Below are 17732 nucleotides of genomic sequence, written 5' to 3'. Positions count from 1 at the left end.
TTGTCTTTTGGAGAACAGATTATTCAGAATTTATCAGAGCGGCTAATCTTAAAACTCAAACTCTAGCTGCACCTCAACGGGTTCTTCATCTTGGAGTTTATCCTCGGTATTTAGATTACTTAAGGACAAGCCTAATAATCGAACGCTTTCTCTAAATTTTTCTTGGCCTACTAGGTCTTGGGCGATTTTAAGGATGTCATCCTTTTTGTTGACATAATGATCTACCGTGCGACTGCGTGTTTGAGTTTTAAAATCGCTGTATTTGATTTTAAGCGTGACTGTTTTTCCAGCGACATCGCTTTTAGCAGATCGTTTCTCGATTTCCTCAGCGATCTGGTCCAGGCGTTCCATCATGAAAACCTCACTGGATATGTTGTCGCTAAAGGTGCGCTCTGCGCCCAGTGACTTGCGTATACGGTCTGGCTTGACGGTACTTTTGTGAATACCACGCACGATGTTATAATAATGTGCGCCACTCTTGCCATAGTGTTCGGCTAGGAATTCTAGGGACTTGCCTTTCAAATCGGCACCCGTGAAAATACCGTGTTGATACATTTTTTGAGCGGTGACTTTACCGATTCCATGAAACTTGCGGATTTCCAGTGCTTCAAGAAATGGCAACACCTCATCTGGCGTGATGGTTTTTTGGCCATTGGGTTTGTTGTAATCGCTGGCGACTTTGGCGATAAATTTATTGATGGAGATACCAGCGCTTGCAGTTAAACCAGTCGTTTCATAAATCCTGCGCCTTATGTCATAGGCAATGATGGTCGCGCTGGGATAATCCAGCTTGTTTTGGGTAACATCCAGATAGGCTTCATCTAGCGATAATGGCTCTACCAGATCTGTATAATCCAGAAATATGTCCCGTATTTGCTGCGAGACCTCTCGATACCGATCAAACCTAGCTTTTACAAAAATCAAATCTGGACACAATCTAGCTGCGGTCACGCTGGGCATCGCACTGCGCACGCCATATTTGCGGGCTTCATAACTAGCAGCAGCTACCACGCCACGTTTGCTGCTACCGCCTACCGCAAGCGGTTTACCTTTCAATTCTGGATTGTCCAGCTGCTCTACAGACGCATAAAAAGCATCCATATCTACATGAATTATCTTGCGGCCATCCCATTCCATGCTCAAAATTAAGTCAACCGTCGCATCTTTTGGTATCAATTAGCATGGTACTAAGACAATGTAACCTGTGCTCTGATTACTTTTAAAACATGGAAAATGCGCAAAAAACAGCCGTAGTAATCGGCGCAACAGGACTAGTAGGATCAACGTTACTAGATATGCTGCTGGATGATAGCAGGTATGATGGAGTTATTACGCTTTCGCGAAAGCAAATTCAAAACAACCACCCAAAACACGAGAATTATCAAGTGGATCTATTTGAGCCACTGCAATACGCGCAGCACCTTAAGGGAGATCATTTGTATATATGTACGGGCACAACGCAAGCCAAAACTCCTGACCCAGATGAGTATTACCGCATTGAGCACGACTTGCCACTTACAGTCGCAAGAACTGCACTCGCAAGCGGAATGGACACGGTTACCGCAATATCTGCAATGGGTGCAGATCCTGATAGCCGCTATCGCTATAACAAGGGCAAAGGTGAAATGGAGCGAGACATTGAAAACCTAGGATTTAAGAACGCCTATTTTGTCCAGCCAGCGCTTATAGGTGGTGATCGCGATGAGAAGCGACCGTTTGAGGCAGCCTGGAAAAAGGTGCAGAAAGTATTTGATCCGCTGCTTTTTGGAGGTCTTAAAAAATACCGCACCATTGAACCTAAAACAATAGCCGTTGCCATGATTGAAATAAGCAATACTGACTATCCCAAGTCACGAATTGAGAGCGATGAATTGAAAAAGATTGCAACAAACGCTCGACGATAATTCAAAGTTTGACTAGACCTAGATCCATTTAAATTCTTGTCTATCACGCTATAATGTACCGTGATTGGCATCGCTCATATTGCCATGTAAATTGAGTATTTTTGTGCTACAAAAACACGTTGATGAGTAAATTAGTAGTAGTAGGTACGGTGGCGTTTGACGCGATAGAGACACCCTTTGGTAAAACAGATAAAATTCTAGGTGGTGCAGCAACTTTTATTGGTCTAGCGGCATCCCATTTTAATACAGAAGTAGGTCTTGTAAGTGTTGTAGGTGGTGATTTTCCTGAGAATTATTTGACCATGCTTACAGATCGAGGTATGAATATAGAAGGTATTGAGATCGTAGCAGATGGTAAGACCTTTTTCTGGAGTGGTAAGTACCATAACGACATGAATACGCGCGACACACTGGCAACCGAGCTCAATGTACTTGCAGATTTTAATCCAGTGGTGCCAGATCATTTCAAAAATGCAAACGTGGTGATGCTAGGTAACCTACATCCAGCAGTACAACTGGGCGTTATCGAGCAGACCAAAGATGCAGACCTGCATATTCTGGACACCATGAACTTCTGGATGGATAGTGCGCTGGATATGCTTAAAGAAGTCATCGCCAAGGTTGATGTCATAACCATCAATGATGAAGAGGCACGACAACTATCAGGAGAATATAGTCTTGTGACCGCTGCCAAAAAGATCCACGAGATGGGTCCTAAGTATGTAGTCATCAAGAAAGGTGAGCACGGTGCATTATTATTTCATGATGGAGACATCTTCTTTGCGCCAGCATTGCCACTGGAAGAAGTTTTTGATCCTACTGGTGCTGGAGACACCTTTGCTGGTGGATTTGCAGGATTCCTGGCTGCAAGTAAGGACTACAGCTTTGAGAACATGAAGAGAGCCATTATCTACGGTTCAAACTTTGCCAGTTTTGCGGTAGAGAAATTTGGAACCGAGAGAATGCAGACTGTCACAAACGACGAGATCAATAAGCGCCTAGAGCAATTCAAGTCGCTCACAAAATTTGAGATTACTAATTAATACAACAAGCTCGGGATCATCTCGGGCTTTTTTTAAACCCTATCGCTGCCCAAATATATGAGTGATCAATTGAAACATGAATGTGGTATCGCCCTGATACGACTGCTCAAGCCGCTGGAATTTTACAAAGAAAAATACGGTACGGCTTTTTATGGTATCAATAAAATGTACCTGATGATGGAGAAGCAGCACAACCGTGGTCAGGACGGCGCTGGATTTGCCAGCATTAAGCTGGATGTGAAGCCAGGCCAGCGATACATCTCAAGAGTGCGCAGCAATCAGGCGCAGCCTATTCAAGATATTTTTGCACAGATCAATGAGCGTATCAATGATGAGATGCAGGCACGACCAGAGCTCAAGGATAATGTCGCCGCCCAAAAACAGCATATACCTTATGTAGGTGAGTTGCTCATGGGTCACGTGCGTTATGGGACTTTTGGTAAGAATAGTATCGAGTCAGTTCACCCATTTCTGCGTCAAAACAACTGGATGCACCGCAACCTGATCATGGCTGGTAACTTTAACATGACTAATGTGTTCAAGTTATTCAATAAGCTAGTAGAATTAGGTCAGCATCCTAAAGACATGGCGGACACAGTAACCGTCATGGAGAAAGTAGGTCACTTTCAAGATCGTGAAGTGCGCAAACTCTACAAGAAATTTAAGGCAGAAGGCCTTACCAAAATCGATGCCTCTCCAAAAATTGCCGAGCAGCTTGACGTTGCCAAAGTGCTGCGTAAAAGTGCCCGCGATTGGGATGGTGGCTATGCTATGGGTGGCCTCATGGGACATGGCGACGCCTTTTTACTGCGTGATCCTGCAGGCATACGACCAGCCTATTATTATCAAGATGATGAAGTTGTGGTTGTTGCTAGTGAGCGACCAGTAATTCAGACAGCCTTCAACGCGCCGTTTGACGAGGTACATGAGTTGGATCCAGGCAAGGCGATTATCATCAAGAAAAGTGGTAAAGTAAGTTTGGAACAAATCAGCAAGCCGCTTGAACGCAAGGCTTGTAGTTTTGAACGCATCTACTTTTCTCGCGGTAGCGATGCAGAAATCTACCAAGAACGCAAGATGCTAGGGAAACTACTGTTCCCTAAAATCATGGAAAAGATCGATCACGATATCGACAATAGCGTATTCTCATACATACCTAACACGGCCGAGACTTCGTTTTACGGTATGATTGAGGCGGCACATCAAGTGCTTAATGAGCAAAAACGTGATGCCATTCTCGCAGGTGAAGGAAAACTCACGGCGCAGCAGGTGGAAGTTACGCTTTCGCGAAAGCTGAGAACCGAAAAGATAGCGATCAAGGATGCCAAGTTGAGAACCTTCATCACAGAAGACTCATCGCGTGATGATCTTGTGGCACACGTTTATGACGTGACCTATGGTGTGGTAAAATCCAGCGACAATCTGGTCATCATCGACGATTCCATCGTGCGAGGTACCACACTTAAAAAATCCATTTTAAAGATGATGGATCGCTTAAATCCTAAAAAAATTGTAGTCGTGTCCAGCGCACCACAAATACGTTATCCAGATTGTTATGGTATCGATATGGCGCGATTGGAAGGTCTCGTGGCATTTCAAGCAGCACTCGCTTTACATGAGGATCGCGGTACTAGTAAGGTGCTGGAAGAAATTTACAATAAATGTAAATCGCAGCTAGAATTTGAAGATCGTGACGTTATTAATTATGTCAAGGAATTATACGACCCGTTCACCGATGAAGAAATAAGCGATAAGATAGGTGAACTACTTACGGACGACGACATCAACGCCAAAGTCGAAATCATCTACCAAACAGTAGAAGATCTGCACAAGGCTTGCCCTAAAAATCTAGGTGACTGGTATTTCACAGGCGACTATCCTACTGATGGTGGTAATCGAGTGGTCAATCGCGCCTTTATCAACTTTTACGAGGGTAACGATGAAAGGGCTTATTGATTAGTTGTCAGTAATTAGTTATTAATGAAAATGCTTGCTCGAGCGTAGTCGCGAGCTATTTCGGGGTTATATCGGGTGATTTATAACCAGGCTTATGCTAAGCCATTTGATTGAAATAAGATTACGCATAAAAAATCCCATCAACTCAACTTGATGGGATTTCAAATTTTACAAAGCTACAGATTACTTATTCTGTGCATATAGTTTTTCAACTTCTTCCCAGTTGATGACGTTGAAGAATGCTTCTACATAATCTGGGCGCTTGTTTTGATACTTTAGATAGTATGCATGTTCCCATACGTCAAGCGCAAGAATTGGTGTGCCACCACATCCTGTTTTAGGCATTAATGGATTGTCTTGGTTAGGGCAGCTACATACTTCTAGCTTACCGCCTTCATGTACGCATAGAAATGCCCATCCAGAACCGAATTGGCCTTTGGCAGCCTCGGCAAATTTTTCCTTGAAATTCTCGTAGCTCCCGAAGTCAGACTCGATAGCTGTTTTTAAATCTCCTGATGGATGTCCACCACCGTTAGGTGACATTACATTCCAAAATAATCTGTGGTTATAAAAGCCACCACCGTTATTTCTAACAGCTTTATTATCCATGTCAAGGTGCGCCAAGATATTCTCTATCGTTTTGCCTTCATGATCTGTGCCTTCAATGGCATTGTTTAATTTATTAGTATAGCCTTGGTGATGCTTTGAATGGTGAATCTCCATGGTTTGTGCATCTATATGTGGCTCTAGCGCGTCGTACGCATAGTTTAATTTTGGTAACTCAAATGACATAGTCGTTTAGTTTTTAAGGTTAATATTCTAATTATATAAAGTTACTACCAGAATGCGATGCTGTGAAATCCAGCGTGTTATAATATACTTAAACATTGGCACTAGTCGCTAATGCTAAAACTTGAACTTGAACTTGAACTTGAATCTTTACACGCGCTATTAATAGGCATGAAATATTTATGTAACAGCACGCATAAACATCGGTATGAATTGGATCATAAATCAATTATTATAATGAGAAAAATGAATACAAAAACTCATCTTATTTTCTTCTCATAATCCAACTGAAAAACATGCTACCTTTGAGATATGTCCACAGCTTCTACCACCTTTTATAGTGCCAGTGCAGGATCTGGTAAAACCTATACTCTAGCACGTGATTTCTTGACGCTGCTGTTTAAAAGTCCGCATCATCAAGGATACCGCAATATTCTAGCGGTGACGTTTACTAATAAGGCCGTGGGCGAGATGAAAAAGCGCATCCTCGACAACCTTAATGACTTAACGAAACAACCTGTACCAAAAGACCTGCAAGGAATCGCTGATCACATCAAGCAAACTTGTGGCTTTGATGACAAGCAGTTGCAGGAAAAAGCCATCAAGATCCAGCAACGATTATTGCATGATTATGCTGCTTTTGATATTGTGACTATAGATAGTTTTAGTCATAGGATTCTAAGAACTTTTGCGCGTGACATACAGCTTCCTGATGGATTTGAGATTGAGCTGGACAGCGATCAATTATTATCCAAAGCAATTCATAACCTGCTATCCAGAGCCGGCAGAGACAAACAACTCACACAGTTGCTGGTAGATTTTACCTTAAGCAAAATTGATGATGGTAAAAGTTGGGATATAGAGTACGATTTACACAGTATCGCAAAACTTATTCTGAGTGAAAATCACTATGTATTCCTGCAGCAATTAAAAAGCAAATCTGTTGACGATTTTCTCCAACTCAAAAAAAATCTCAATAAACAAAATGAATCATTAGCACAAGAACTCAAAACGAGAACTGAATCAATAACCAGACGTATTCAAAGTGCTGGATTACAGCCTGACGACTTCTTCTATAAAGCATCTCGGGTCTATAAATTCATCATGCAGTGTGCTGATGGTTTATTTAGCATAAATCCGGAAACTGGATATGTAAAAGACATGGCGACAGCAACTCTCGCCAATAAGGCTGCAAACGCAGCAGCCACTAGTGAGATTGAAGGGATGCGAGATGATCTTGTGGAGCTAGCTACTTTTTATGCAAGAGCCTACGGTACCGTTTTACTGCATACCAACATCATGCGCAACTTGACGCCTTTATCGCTTCTCAACGAGATTGTACAAGAGCTGGACAAGATTAAAGATGAAGAGCAAATCGTACCCATCTATGAATTTAATGGGCTGTTATCTGCGCAAATAAAAGATCAACCAGCGCCCTTTATTTATGAACGATTGGGCGAGCGTTATCGCCACTACTTTGTAGACGAGTTTCAGGATACCAGCCGCATGCAGTGGAGTAATCTCATGCCACTTATTGAAAACCCACTAGTACAGGAACGTGAAGATGGCTCTCGCGGTTCGCTAATGCTGGTAGGTGATGCAAAGCAATCTATCTATAGATGGCGCGGCGGCGATGCAGATCAGTTTCTTGATATACTTAACAAGGACGACCTGTTCATGCTGCAAAAGAAAAACCAGTCGTTAGGAACTAACTGGCGCAGCTATTCAAACATTATTGATTTCAATAATGGCTTTTTCAAATTCTACGGCAATCTATTGTCTGGCGCCGCTTACGAGGATTTGTATGAAAATTATTTACATCAAGAACCTACCTCCAAAGATGGTGGTTACCTAGAATATCATTTGCTGGATCCAGAAAGTGAGACAAACGATTTTGATGATCCAGACCTCACGACAATGTATCCGCCACACGTTAAAAATTGCATCACGACTGCCAGCCAACAAGGCTATCGACCTGATGAGATCTGTGTGTTGGTACGCAAGAAAAAACAGGGCGATGAACTGGCTAGGTATCTTGTGTCGCAAAGCATGAATGTGGTATCTGCAGATAGTCTTATGGTAGCGGCCTCGCCCAAAGTCCAGTTGCTCATCGCTATCATGCGAGTAAGCCAATTCCCAACACAGCAAGAGCCGTTGTTCCATTTTTTGATGCAGTATGCGCAGCTTGAAAAGATCGAGGATATTCATTCTTTCATAGACGCCCATTTGTCAAAAAGTCTAGAGAAAATTAGCAGCTCTTTGACTAGTGGCGATGATGATGTTTTTTCAGCTTTCGCGAAAGCTAACTTATTTCAAGCCACAGAAAAAGTAGTCGCCAGATTGCAATTAAATCAGGATTACGACATCAGGCTGCAGGCGTTCCTAGAACATGTTTATGAGTTCTCACAAGGATTTGAAAGCAGTTTATCAAGCTTTATCGAGCAATGGGAGTTCAAGCAATCATCGTTGAGCGTCCCAGCGGCTCAAGATCCAGAAGCCGTGACCATAATGACCATTCATAAGGCAAAAGGATTAGAGTTTCCCGTAGTCATCGTGCCATACTGTGACGAGCAAATCGATGAATCACGTGACGCACATGGCTGGTTGCCTGTTGACGCAGTAGAGTTTTCTGGATTTGATCATGTTTATATCTCGTTGAAACAAGAGTGTGAATCCTATCCAGAACCAGCGCCGTTACTTTATCGCGAACACATGGCACGTGTAGAAATGGATCAAATAAACACCTTATATGTTGCTTTTACTCGTGCCGCAGAGCAGTTATATATTCTTGCAACAGACAAGGACGGTAAAAAAGAAACATACTCAAGTTTATTGACGCAATACATTACTAGCCATGATTGGCAGAATAAAACTGAATCCGGAAGCATAATTTATTCTAGGGGTAATCCCGCTAGAAAGACTGAAGTGGAAGAAAAGCAAGCCAGCGTACTTGTAGAATCTTATAACGTGCGCGACGGCAATCAACAACCAGAACTATCCACAAGAAAAGGAAAATTATGGGCAGACGATGCACTGGAAGCCATAGATAAAGGAACACAGCTACACTTTTACTTGTCCTTGATCAATACCATAGATGACCTAGATAGCGTATCTTCTCGAATCGATCGTGACCACAGTCTATCACATGATCAAAAAGCAGAATTCAAAAAAGCAATAGCGGCAGTTGTCCAGCATCCAGAATTAAGCGATTATTATAGCAATGGGATTAATGCTTTAAATGAAAAATCCATTTTACTGCCAGATGGGCATAAAGCTATTCCAGATCGTGTCATATTTGATAATAATCAAGCTACTATAATAGACTATAAAACAGGTGAACCCAGTAACGATCATAAGAGTCAGGTAAATGGCTACATGAATTTAATGCAGCAATTGGGATTTGAGACAGGCGATCGTATCCTTGTTTACACCGATAAGATGCAGGTGGAGAAATGGGACTAACAAGCCTGCAGATTATATCTTTGCAATAAATAACAACATCCATGTACGGTAAAATAAAAGAGCACTTACAACAGGAAATCGCACAGATAAAAGAGGACGGTCTTTTTAAGAAAGAGCGCATCATTACATCACCTCAAGACGCAGTTATTACACTTGATGATGGAAGTGAGGTTCTTAATTTTTGTGCAAATAATTATCTAGGACTTTCCTCACATCCAGAGGTTATCCAGGCAGCAAAGGATACACTTGATACTCATGGATTTGGGATGAGTAGCGTGCGTTTTATTTGTGGTACTCAAGACATCCATAAAGAATTAGAGCAAAAACTTGCTGCATTTTATGGTATGGAAGACACTATACTTTATGCTGCTTGTTTTGATGCCAACGCTGGTGTTTTTGAACCACTATTGACTAAGGAAGATGCTATTATCTCTGATTCACTCAATCATGCGTCGATCATTGATGGCGTTCGTTTATGTAAAGCCGCTCGCTACAGATATGCTAGCGCAGACATGGCAGATCTTGAGAAGCAATTGATTGCAGCAAATGAAAATGGTGCTCGCCACAAAGTAATTGTTACTGATGGTGTTTTCAGTATGGACGGTATTCTTGCACCGCTTGACAAAATTTGTGATCTGGCAGATAAATATGACGCTCTTGTCATGGTAGATGAATGTCACGCCGCTGGATTCTTAGGAGATACCGGTCGCGGTAGTCTTGAGGCCAAAAACGTTCTAGGTCGCATTGACATTGTTACAGGAACTCTAGGAAAAGCCCTAGGTGGCGCCATGGGTGGCTATACTTGTGCCAATAGAGAGGTAATTGAAATACTGAGACAGCGATCGCGTCCATACTTGTTCTCTAATTCATTAGCTCCATCAATCGTTGGTGCAAGCATTAAAGCACTAGAACTTATTGATAGTAGCACCGACTTGATAAAAAAGGTACAAGACAATACAGCTTATTTCAAGAAAGAAATGCAACAGCTGGGATTTGATATCGTTGATGGCGAGAGCGCTATTGTACCTGTGATGTTGTATGACGCAAAACTTTCTCAGGATATGGCAGACATGCTTCTAGAAGAAGGTATTTATGTCATAGGGTTCTTCTATCCTGTGGTACCTAAAGAGAAAGCTAGAATACGCGTTCAACTAAGCGCCGCACATTCAAAAGAACATATAGATAAAGCAGTAAAAGCCTTTGAAAAGGTAGGGAAATCACTAGATGTTATCAAAAATTAACAAATTATTACCCCTGATTTTTGCTCATTAGGATAATTTTGATCAATATTACTTTTAAGTGCAGTGATATAATTAGTTTTGCTGCCTTGTAAACCTAAATAACCCAACATGAAAAACTTATTACAAATTTTTGTTGCAGCTGCAGTGTTATTCTCTGCTAGTTTTGCAACCGCTCAAGATGAGAGCAACCGCTGGGCAGTAGCCGTAGGTGTTAATGCCATTGACCTATACCCAGTTGGTGAAGAAGATCAAGGACTAGGAGGATATTTTGATGAATTCTTCAACACAGAGCACTACAACTTTCTTGAAATCCCAGCTCGTGTAGAAGTAGGATACTATGTAGGTGATGGTATTGTCGCTACAGGTGCGTTTTCTGCTAACACGATCGATCGTGCAGGTGATATGAGAATTGATGAATTAACTTATGTTAGTCTTGATGGTGGATTGAAATATCAGCTTAACGAACTATGGAATGGCGACATCTTCAGACCTTATTTAGGTGTTGGTGGTTCTTACCAGTTCTTAGGTGACGAATCAAGCTTTGGAACTTTTAATGGTTCTGTAGGTTTTGATATCAAATTGATTGACAACATTTTCTTCAATCTACAAACCACTTATAAGCATGCATTTGAAGATACAAATCCTAAGCACTTCCAGCACTTTGCTGGTGTGAAGTTTGCATGGGGCGCTGTAGATACTGATGGTGATGGTATTCCTGACAACAAGGATGAATGTCCAGAGACTCCAGGTCTTCCTGAATTCAACGGGTGTCCTGACACTGATGGTGATGGTATCAAAGACAGCGAGGATGAGTGTCCTCTAGTTGCTGGTCCTGCTGAAACTAACGGTTGTCCTGATACTGATGGTGATGGCGTCCTAGACAAAGACGATGAATGTCCTAATGAGGCTGGTCTTGCAGCACTTAATGGTTGTCCAGATGCTGATGGTGATGGTATCGCAGACAAAGATGATGAATGTCCTAATGAAGCTGGTCTAGCTAAATTCAATGGATGTCCTGATACTGACGGCGATGGTATTGCTGATAAAGATGACGCATGTCCTAATGAGGCTGGTGTGGCAGAACTTAACGGTTGCCCACGTCCAGCGGAACCAACTGTAAAAGAGCAAGAGCAATTAAACGCTTATGCACGTACTATCTTGTTTGAATTGAACAAGTCTTCAATCAAGCAAGAGTCTGCAGAGACACTACAAGATATCATTGATATCCTTGAGAAGTATCCAGATTCAGAATTCTTCATTGAAGGACACACAGATAGTTCAGGTTCTAACGCTTACAACCTTAAATTATCTAATGAGAGAGCAAACTCTGTAATGAGATACCTAGTGAACGGTGGTATTGACCCAGACAGATTGACCGCTAAAGGTTTTGGTGAGGAGCAACCTATTGCAACTAACAAAACTGCTGCTGGAAGACAGCAAAACAGAAGAACAGAAATCAACCTAGTTAAGGATAACTAATTAGTAGTTGAACATTTAATTAAACGCCATCCAGCTGGATGGCGTTTTTTTATGCCCTATTTTTAGGAATATAACATTACGTTTATGATCACTTTTATAGATCAAGTGCTTGATGACTTGACTGCTGCTGGAAACAATTTGCTAGAACAGTCCTATGTAGTTCCCAGTAGACGTGTAGGTCTCATGATCAATAGATCTATCATAAGTAGGGTTGACCCACCTATTTTTGAACCTACCACGCTTAGTATCCAGGAATTTGTAGAGCAATTATCTCAAGTTCAAATACTACCCGATTTAGAGATACTACCTTATTTCTACAAAGCTTACCTAGACGTGGAACCCAAAGAGAAACAAGATAGCTTTGAGGCATTTATAGGCTGGGCACCTACTATTTTAAAAGACTTCAACGAGATAGATCGCTACCTGGTCGATCCAGAAGGATTTTTCAATTACCTAGGAAATTACAAGGCGCTAGACACCACAAGCCACTGGTCACTAGACGCTACCAAAACTCCTATGGTCACTAACTATCTTGACTTTTGGAAGAAACTACACCGCTACTATCGCGCAATGGTAGACGTTTGTAAACAAAATGATATTGCTTATCAAGGGCTGGCTTATAGGTTAGCTTTCGCGAAAGCAAAATCCTCAAAAACAACTTTACAAAACAATTACATTTTTCTAGGTCTCAATGCACTCAACACCGCAGAGTCGCAAATCGTACAGCAGCTGCTAGAAGATAAACAAGCCTCCATATTCTGGGATGCAGATGCCTATTTCATAGATCGCAACTACCATGAGGCGAGCAAATTTATGCGTGAGTTCAAATCCAACTGGAAGTTTTATGAATCACATCCATTTGAGCAAATCAGGCAAAATTACTCTGGATCTAAGAATCTAAAAGTTATTGGAGCTACCGGCAACTTAGGTATGGTACAAGCGGCAAGTGAATTGATATCACATTACGAGCCAGATGAACTCAAAAAAACGGCTATCATATTAGCTGACGAGCAGTTGCTCCTACCATTTTTACAGGCATTACCCAAGAATGTTAGCAACTATAATGTCACAATGGGCTTGAGCCTTGACAAGTTGCCTATCGCGACACTATTCAAGGATTTATTCAAGTTACATCGAGAGAGAACAGATCAAGGATTCTATTTTAAGAATGTTGTTAGGGTTTTAGAAAGTCCCTTTGTGAATTTGCTGTCGCCAGTAGAAAGCCAAAAGCTACTCAAGGTCATCAGAGAAAAGAACATTATTTATGTGACCAACGATGCTTTTGACCTCAAGGAAGACACGGCGATTAGTTTGCTACTCAATACTATAACCCAACCACAACAAATCATTGAACGTTGTTTTGAGTTGATTGAGCTCTTAAAAAAATCCATTGTTGGTAAAACCAAAGATCCTTTACAGCTAGAGCAATTACTTGCTATGAAAGAAGTGATTCAAGAACTGGCCGTTCTTACTAGAGATCATGAAAACATTGAGAACCTCAAGACACTCACTTATTTACTGCGTCAAGTTTTGCCGCTTAAAAATCTCGACTTTATTGGCGAGCCTATTCAAGGATTACAGATCATGGGTGTATTGGAAACAAGGGCGCTGGATTATGAAAACATCATCATGCTATCTGTCAATGAAGGTACGCTGCCAGCAGGAAAATCGCAGTCATCATACATTCCTTATGAGATGAAAAGGCAATTTGGTATGCCTACTTACAGTGATAAAGACAGTATTTATGCCTACCATTTTTATCGATTGTTGCATCGATGCAACAGCGCCACCTTTATTTATAATCAAGAGAGCGATACACTGGGTGGCGGCGAGAAAAGCAGATTCTTGCTACAGCTAGAAGTAGATAAACCAGACGCTCACATACTCAAATCCATCAATTATTATAGCAAGGTAAATCCGGTAACGACATCACTTATTGAGGTACCTAAAACGGAAGCTTACTTAAAAAGACTCAAGCAGATTGCCGCAAATGGTTTCTCACCATCAGCGCTGACTAGTTATGTACGCAATCCTGTTGATTTTTTTGCACAAAAGATCATGCGCATCTCGCAAATGGATGATGTAGAAGAGGATATTGCCTTTAACACGATGGGTAACATCATCCATGAGGCTTTGGACAAATTGTATCAACCCGTGCAAGGCAAGATTTTAATCGATGAAGATTTTAAAGCCATACGCCAGCGTATTAAACATGAACTTGACAAGGCATACAAAGAGTGCTATGACACGAGTGGCACGCCACTGGGTAAGAATAAATTGATCTATGAAGTGTCGCATCATTACATAAAAATGATGGTCGCAGCAGATGCAGATCTTGTCAAACAAGGCAAAGAATTGATCATTAAAAGTGTTGAACAACAACTAGAAACCGTAATAGATATTCCTGAGATAGGACAAGTTAAACTACATGGTAAAGTGGATAGAATTGATACAGTAGATGGTGAGCTTAGAATTATTGATTACAAATCAGGTAATGCCACTAAGACTCAAGTGTCAGTCGATCCAGCTGATTATGAGGCGCTGATAACTGACTATGAACGCGCCAAAGCCTTCCAAGTACTCATGTACGCATACCTCTACTCAAAAAAGGAGGTTTTTGACACGGCAACAGGTGGCATCATTAGTTTTAAAAAATTCAGCGATGGATTGATCTCATTTACTGAGAAACAAGGAAGAACAGTGATTAAGTCTTCCATCGACCATGAGGTATTGGACAGGTTTGAACAACAACTCATCGCACTCATCAAAGAACTGTTTGATATGAACCAACCACTTACAGAAAAAGAAGTATGATGAACACTAGAAGCAATGTTGAGATCGCAGGAAGCGATGGCAAGACTATTTTATTGGATTATAAATTTCATGAATCTACATCACAATTGCCAGTCGTTATTTTTTGTCATGGCCTTAAAGGTTTCAAAGATTGGGGCGCATGGGATTTGATGGGTTCCGCTTTCGCGAAAGCGGGATTCCTATTCATCAAGTTTAACTTCTCACATAACGGTGGTACGCCACAGCAGCCCATTGACTTTCCAGACTTGGAAGCTTTTGCCGAGAACAACTATTCAAAAGAGTTAGAAGATCTACAGCACGTCTTGAATTGGTTGGAATTAAGTGATTTGCCATATGATCCAGGGGAAATCAGTTTATTGGGTCATTCAAGAGCTGGTGGTATCACCACCATCACAGCAGCTAACGATTCTCGTATTCAAAAACTCATTACACTTGCAGGCGTGGCAGATTATCAAGAGCGATTTCCAAAAGGCACTGAGCTTAAACAATGGAAAAAAAATGGTGTCTACTACGTGAAAAACGGCCGTACAAAACAGGAAATGCCATTTAATTATCAGATGTATGAGGACTTTGTGGAGAATGAACAAAACCTAAATATTCGTGACGCAACTAGTAAACTTAATGTCCCGCACTTAATCATACACGGCACAGCAGATCCTACTGTTGATGTGAAAGATGCACATCGATTACATCAAGCTGGCAACCAGACTGAGTTATCACTAATTATGAATGCAAACCATGTGTTTGGAGCATCACACCCATGGCAATCAGAGCTATTACCAGCAGATTTACGGTTAGCGGTGCAGTGCAGTATTAATTTCCTCAAGGAGAATTAGAAGTAGCGTAACAAATAAAATTCTTGAGCATTAGATCAAAACTCAATAAATGAACATACTTTATCTACATGGACTCATGAGCAGTCATCAGACACCCAAGGTTTCTTGGCTCAAAGACAATGGGCACCATGTTTACCATCCAGCGTTAAATTATAAAGTAGAAGGATCAACCATATTTTCGCAGCTTTCAAGTTTATTGGAAAAGCATGATGTAGCTCTGATCATAGGGAGTTCCATGGGTGGTCATCTCGCCTATCATCTAGGTAATAAGTTTGGTATCCCTACGCTGCTATTCAATCCATCGCTAGCACCTAATCAGGTAGAAAAGCCAGAAGTAGATAGAATAACTAACACTACAATTCTGCACACGGTGGTTTTAGGCGAAAAAGATGATATCGTCATTCCCACGCAAACCATTGACTATTTAAATAAGGCTAATGCCAATTACAAGCACACCTTTGAAGAGAACGGACATAGAACACCCATTGAGCTTTTAAAAAAGCATTTTGAATTGATAGTATCATAATCCAAATCACTTCTCAAAGGTGCTTATAGAAAATATCACCCAAGTAAAACATTATGAAGCATTGGATTTTGAATCCAACGGGTCCGCGAATAAAAAAACGCAATCAGAATGATTGCGTTTTATAGAGTGGAGAATACCGGATTCGAACCGGTCACCTCTTGCCTGCCAGGCAAGCGCTCTAGCCAAATGAGCTAATCCCCCAAAATTTAAGCGCAAATATAAGTCTTGCCAGCCGTATTCTTACGGCATCATACAAATTCAAATCGCTGTAAGTTTGTAAACGCATGACAGCACCTACGGTAACAACCAAAAACATCTTAAGACTTGCGTTTCCAGCTATACTGGCTGGCATTGCAGAGCCTGTGATAAGCATCACAGATATTGCCGTGATCGGGAACATGGATGGCGACTCGGTTAACGCACTTGCGGCAGCTGGTCTCGCTGGAACGTTTTTAAGTGCCATTATCTGGACGCTCGCACAGACCAAAACCTCTATTTCAAGCATCGTCTCAACAGCTTTGGGTGAGAATCAACTGGAAAAAATCAATGCACTCATTCCGCAAGTGATCTGGATCAATATCTCGTTAGGTATTCTGATTTATCTAGTGACTGCACCACTGGCAACGTTCATCTTTGATCTCTACAACGCTCAAGGTGAAGTACTTGAAATGACGGCTGGATATTACCAAATCAGAGCAATAGGTTTTCCTATGACATTAAGTGCTTTTGCGATTTTCGGGATTTTCAGAGGCTTGCAAAATACTAGCTGGGCCATGACAGCCAGTATAGCTGGAGCTTTGGTAAATGTTGTTCTAGACTACCTACTGGTTTACGGCATTCAAGATATCCTAGATCCTATGGGACTGACAGGTGCGGCATTAGCCAGTCTGATCGCACAAGCTACCATGCTTGCGGTTGCCATCTATTTCTTTTTCAAGAAAACCGATTTTTCGTTGAGCCTGGACTGGAAACCACACCCTAACCTTAAACGTCACATACTCTTGACGCTCAACTTTTTCCTGCGCACCGTAGCGATCAACGTTTGCATCTACCTATCCTACAGGTTTGCCAATGATTATGGTGTAGAAGTGGCGGCAACACACGCTATTTTGATGAATATCTGGTTGTTCTTTTCTTTCTTTATTGACGGCTTTGCCAATGCCGGTAACGCCATAGGCGGTAGGCTCATGGGCGCACGTGATGGAAATGGTTTACGGGAACTTGCCAGAAAAACAAATACGTTTGCCGTGGTGGTCGCCACAGTTTTGGTTGGGATTCTCACCATATTGTACAACTATATTGGTGGCTGGTTTACTGATGATCGACTGGTCATAAGTCTGTTCATAGAAACCTTTTTCATCATCCTATTGATGCAGCCCATCAATGCCGTGGCCTTTGTCTATGATGGCATCTTCAAAGGTTGGGGCGAGGCGTCCTACCTGCGCAATTTGCTGCTGGTCGTGACCGTTGCCTTATTTATTCCTGCGATTTACACGCTGGACTATTTCGGCCTGGAATTAAAAGCCATCTGGATCGCATTCTTCCTATGGATGATGGGTCGTGCCATTATTTTGCACATTAAATTCAAGAAACAAATCAAGTCTCTTGCAGGATAGATGGATGGATATTTTGCTTTCGCGAAAGCGTGACAACCTCAAAAAACACTATTCAAACTAACTATC

At 41.6% G+C, this 17732-nt stretch carries 12 protein-coding genes and 1 tRNA gene; 10 read left to right on the top strand and 3 right to left on the bottom strand.

Annotation, left to right across the window (positions count from 1 at the left end; genetic code table 11):
* Positions 1–48: 48 nt before the first annotated feature.
* On the bottom strand, positions 49–1137 hold the full coding sequence (gene dinB / locus EJ995_RS03630) for a DNA polymerase IV (RefSeq protein ID WP_126448853.1): 1089 nt from the start codon (positions 1135–1137) through the stop codon (positions 49–51).
* Between the two features lie 89 nt (positions 1138–1226).
* On the opposite strand from dinB, the gene EJ995_RS03625 reads away from it, so the two are divergent.
* The 3 genes from EJ995_RS03625 to EJ995_RS03615 all read left to right on the top strand — a co-directional run bounded on the left by EJ995_RS03625 (position 1227) and on the right by EJ995_RS03615 (position 4903).
* Complete coding sequence (locus EJ995_RS03625) at positions 1227–1904, top strand: NAD-dependent epimerase/dehydratase family protein (protein WP_126445709.1); 678 nt, start codon at positions 1227–1229, stop codon at positions 1902–1904.
* 122 nt (positions 1905–2026) lie between these two features.
* A complete protein-coding gene (locus EJ995_RS03620; RefSeq protein ID WP_126445707.1) occupies positions 2027–2947 on the top strand; it encodes a PfkB family carbohydrate kinase in 921 nt (306 codons plus the stop codon).
* 57 nt (positions 2948–3004) lie between these two features.
* Positions 3005–4903 (top strand): amidophosphoribosyltransferase, encoded by a 1899-nt coding sequence (locus tag EJ995_RS03615; RefSeq protein WP_126445705.1) that lies wholly within the window; start codon positions 3005–3007, stop codon positions 4901–4903.
* A 183-nt stretch (positions 4904–5086) separates the two neighbouring features.
* On the opposite strand, the gene EJ995_RS03610 is transcribed toward EJ995_RS03615, so the two are convergent.
* Positions 5087–5695 (bottom strand): superoxide dismutase, encoded by a 609-nt coding sequence (locus EJ995_RS03610; RefSeq protein ID WP_126445703.1) that lies wholly within the window; start codon positions 5693–5695, stop codon positions 5087–5089.
* 309 nt (positions 5696–6004) lie between these two features.
* On the opposite strand from EJ995_RS03610, the gene EJ995_RS03605 reads away from it, so the two are divergent.
* The 6 genes from EJ995_RS03605 to EJ995_RS03580 all read left to right on the top strand — a co-directional run bounded on the left by EJ995_RS03605 (position 6005) and on the right by EJ995_RS03580 (position 16050).
* The gene (locus EJ995_RS03605; protein WP_126445701.1) at positions 6005–9154 is read left to right on the top strand and encodes a UvrD-helicase domain-containing protein; all 3150 of its coding nucleotides are present in this window, start codon (positions 6005–6007) and stop codon (positions 9152–9154) included.
* A 41-nt stretch (positions 9155–9195) separates the two neighbouring features.
* The gene (gene kbl, locus EJ995_RS03600) at positions 9196–10395 is read left to right on the top strand and encodes a glycine C-acetyltransferase (RefSeq protein WP_126445699.1); all 1200 of its coding nucleotides are present in this window, start codon (positions 9196–9198) and stop codon (positions 10393–10395) included.
* Between the two features lie 108 nt (positions 10396–10503).
* Positions 10504–11874, top strand: a complete 1371-nt coding sequence (locus EJ995_RS03595; protein WP_126445697.1) for an OmpA family protein — start codon at positions 10504–10506, stop codon at positions 11872–11874.
* 84 nt (positions 11875–11958) lie between these two features.
* Entirely contained in the window at positions 11959–14688 is a 2730-nt protein-coding gene (locus EJ995_RS03590) for a PD-(D/E)XK nuclease family protein (RefSeq protein WP_126445695.1), read from the top strand.
* Positions 14688–15524: an alpha/beta hydrolase family protein gene (locus tag EJ995_RS03585; protein ID WP_126445693.1), complete on the top strand. Its 837-nt coding sequence runs from the start codon at positions 14688–14690 to the stop codon at positions 15522–15524. The genes EJ995_RS03590 and EJ995_RS03585 overlap by 1 nt, the downstream gene beginning before the upstream one ends.
* A gap of 49 nt (positions 15525–15573) precedes the next feature.
* On the top strand, positions 15574–16050 hold the full coding sequence (locus EJ995_RS03580; RefSeq protein ID WP_126445691.1) for a YqiA/YcfP family alpha/beta fold hydrolase: 477 nt from the start codon (positions 15574–15576) through the stop codon (positions 16048–16050).
* A gap of 127 nt (positions 16051–16177) precedes the next feature.
* Here EJ995_RS03580 and EJ995_RS03575 read toward each other — a convergent pair.
* Positions 16178–16251: transfer RNA gene (locus EJ995_RS03575), tRNA-Ala, on the bottom strand.
* Positions 16252–16334: 83 nt separating this feature from the next.
* Between EJ995_RS03575 and EJ995_RS03570 the strand changes: the two genes are divergently transcribed.
* Positions 16335–17666 carry an MATE family efflux transporter gene (locus EJ995_RS03570; protein WP_126445689.1) on the top strand — a complete coding sequence of 444 codons (1332 nt, stop codon included), beginning with the start codon at positions 16335–16337 and terminating at the stop codon, positions 17664–17666.
* Positions 17667–17732 lie beyond the last annotated feature (66 nt).

Origin of the sequence: Nonlabens ponticola, from assembly GCF_003966335.1 — a bacterium.
Lineage (GTDB): Bacteria > Bacteroidota > Bacteroidia > Flavobacteriales > Flavobacteriaceae > Nonlabens > Nonlabens ponticola.
The sequence above is the reverse complement of the archived record's forward strand: the minus strand, read 5'-3'. Positions and strand labels throughout refer to the sequence as shown.

Excerpts from the sequence above, each read along its gene's own strand:
- EJ995_RS03595 (WP_126445697.1), top strand. The coding sequence starts at position 10,504 with ATGAAAAACTTATTACAAATTTTTGTTGCAGCTGCAGTGTTATTCTCT.
- EJ995_RS03610 (WP_126445703.1), bottom strand. The coding sequence starts at position 5,695 with ATGTCATTTGAGTTACCAAAATTAAACTATGCGTACGACGCGCTAGAG.
- kbl (WP_126445699.1), top strand. The coding sequence starts at position 9,196 with ATGTACGGTAAAATAAAAGAGCACTTACAACAGGAAATCGCACAGATA.
- EJ995_RS03585 (WP_126445693.1), top strand. The coding sequence starts at position 14,688 with ATGAACACTAGAAGCAATGTTGAGATCGCAGGAAGCGATGGCAAGACT.
- dinB (WP_126448853.1), bottom strand. The coding sequence starts at position 1,137 with ATGGAATGGGATGGCCGCAAGATAATTCATGTAGATATGGATGCTTTT.
- EJ995_RS03620 (WP_126445707.1), top strand. The coding sequence starts at position 2,027 with ATGAGTAAATTAGTAGTAGTAGGTACGGTGGCGTTTGACGCGATAGAG.
- EJ995_RS03615 (WP_126445705.1), top strand. The coding sequence starts at position 3,005 with ATGAGTGATCAATTGAAACATGAATGTGGTATCGCCCTGATACGACTG.
- EJ995_RS03625 (WP_126445709.1), top strand. The coding sequence starts at position 1,227 with ATGGAAAATGCGCAAAAAACAGCCGTAGTAATCGGCGCAACAGGACTA.
- EJ995_RS03580 (WP_126445691.1), top strand. The coding sequence starts at position 15,574 with ATGAACATACTTTATCTACATGGACTCATGAGCAGTCATCAGACACCC.
- EJ995_RS03570 (WP_126445689.1), top strand. The coding sequence starts at position 16,335 with ATGACAGCACCTACGGTAACAACCAAAAACATCTTAAGACTTGCGTTT.
- EJ995_RS03605 (WP_126445701.1), top strand. The coding sequence starts at position 6,005 with ATGTCCACAGCTTCTACCACCTTTTATAGTGCCAGTGCAGGATCTGGT.
- EJ995_RS03590 (WP_126445695.1), top strand. The coding sequence starts at position 11,959 with ATGATCACTTTTATAGATCAAGTGCTTGATGACTTGACTGCTGCTGGA.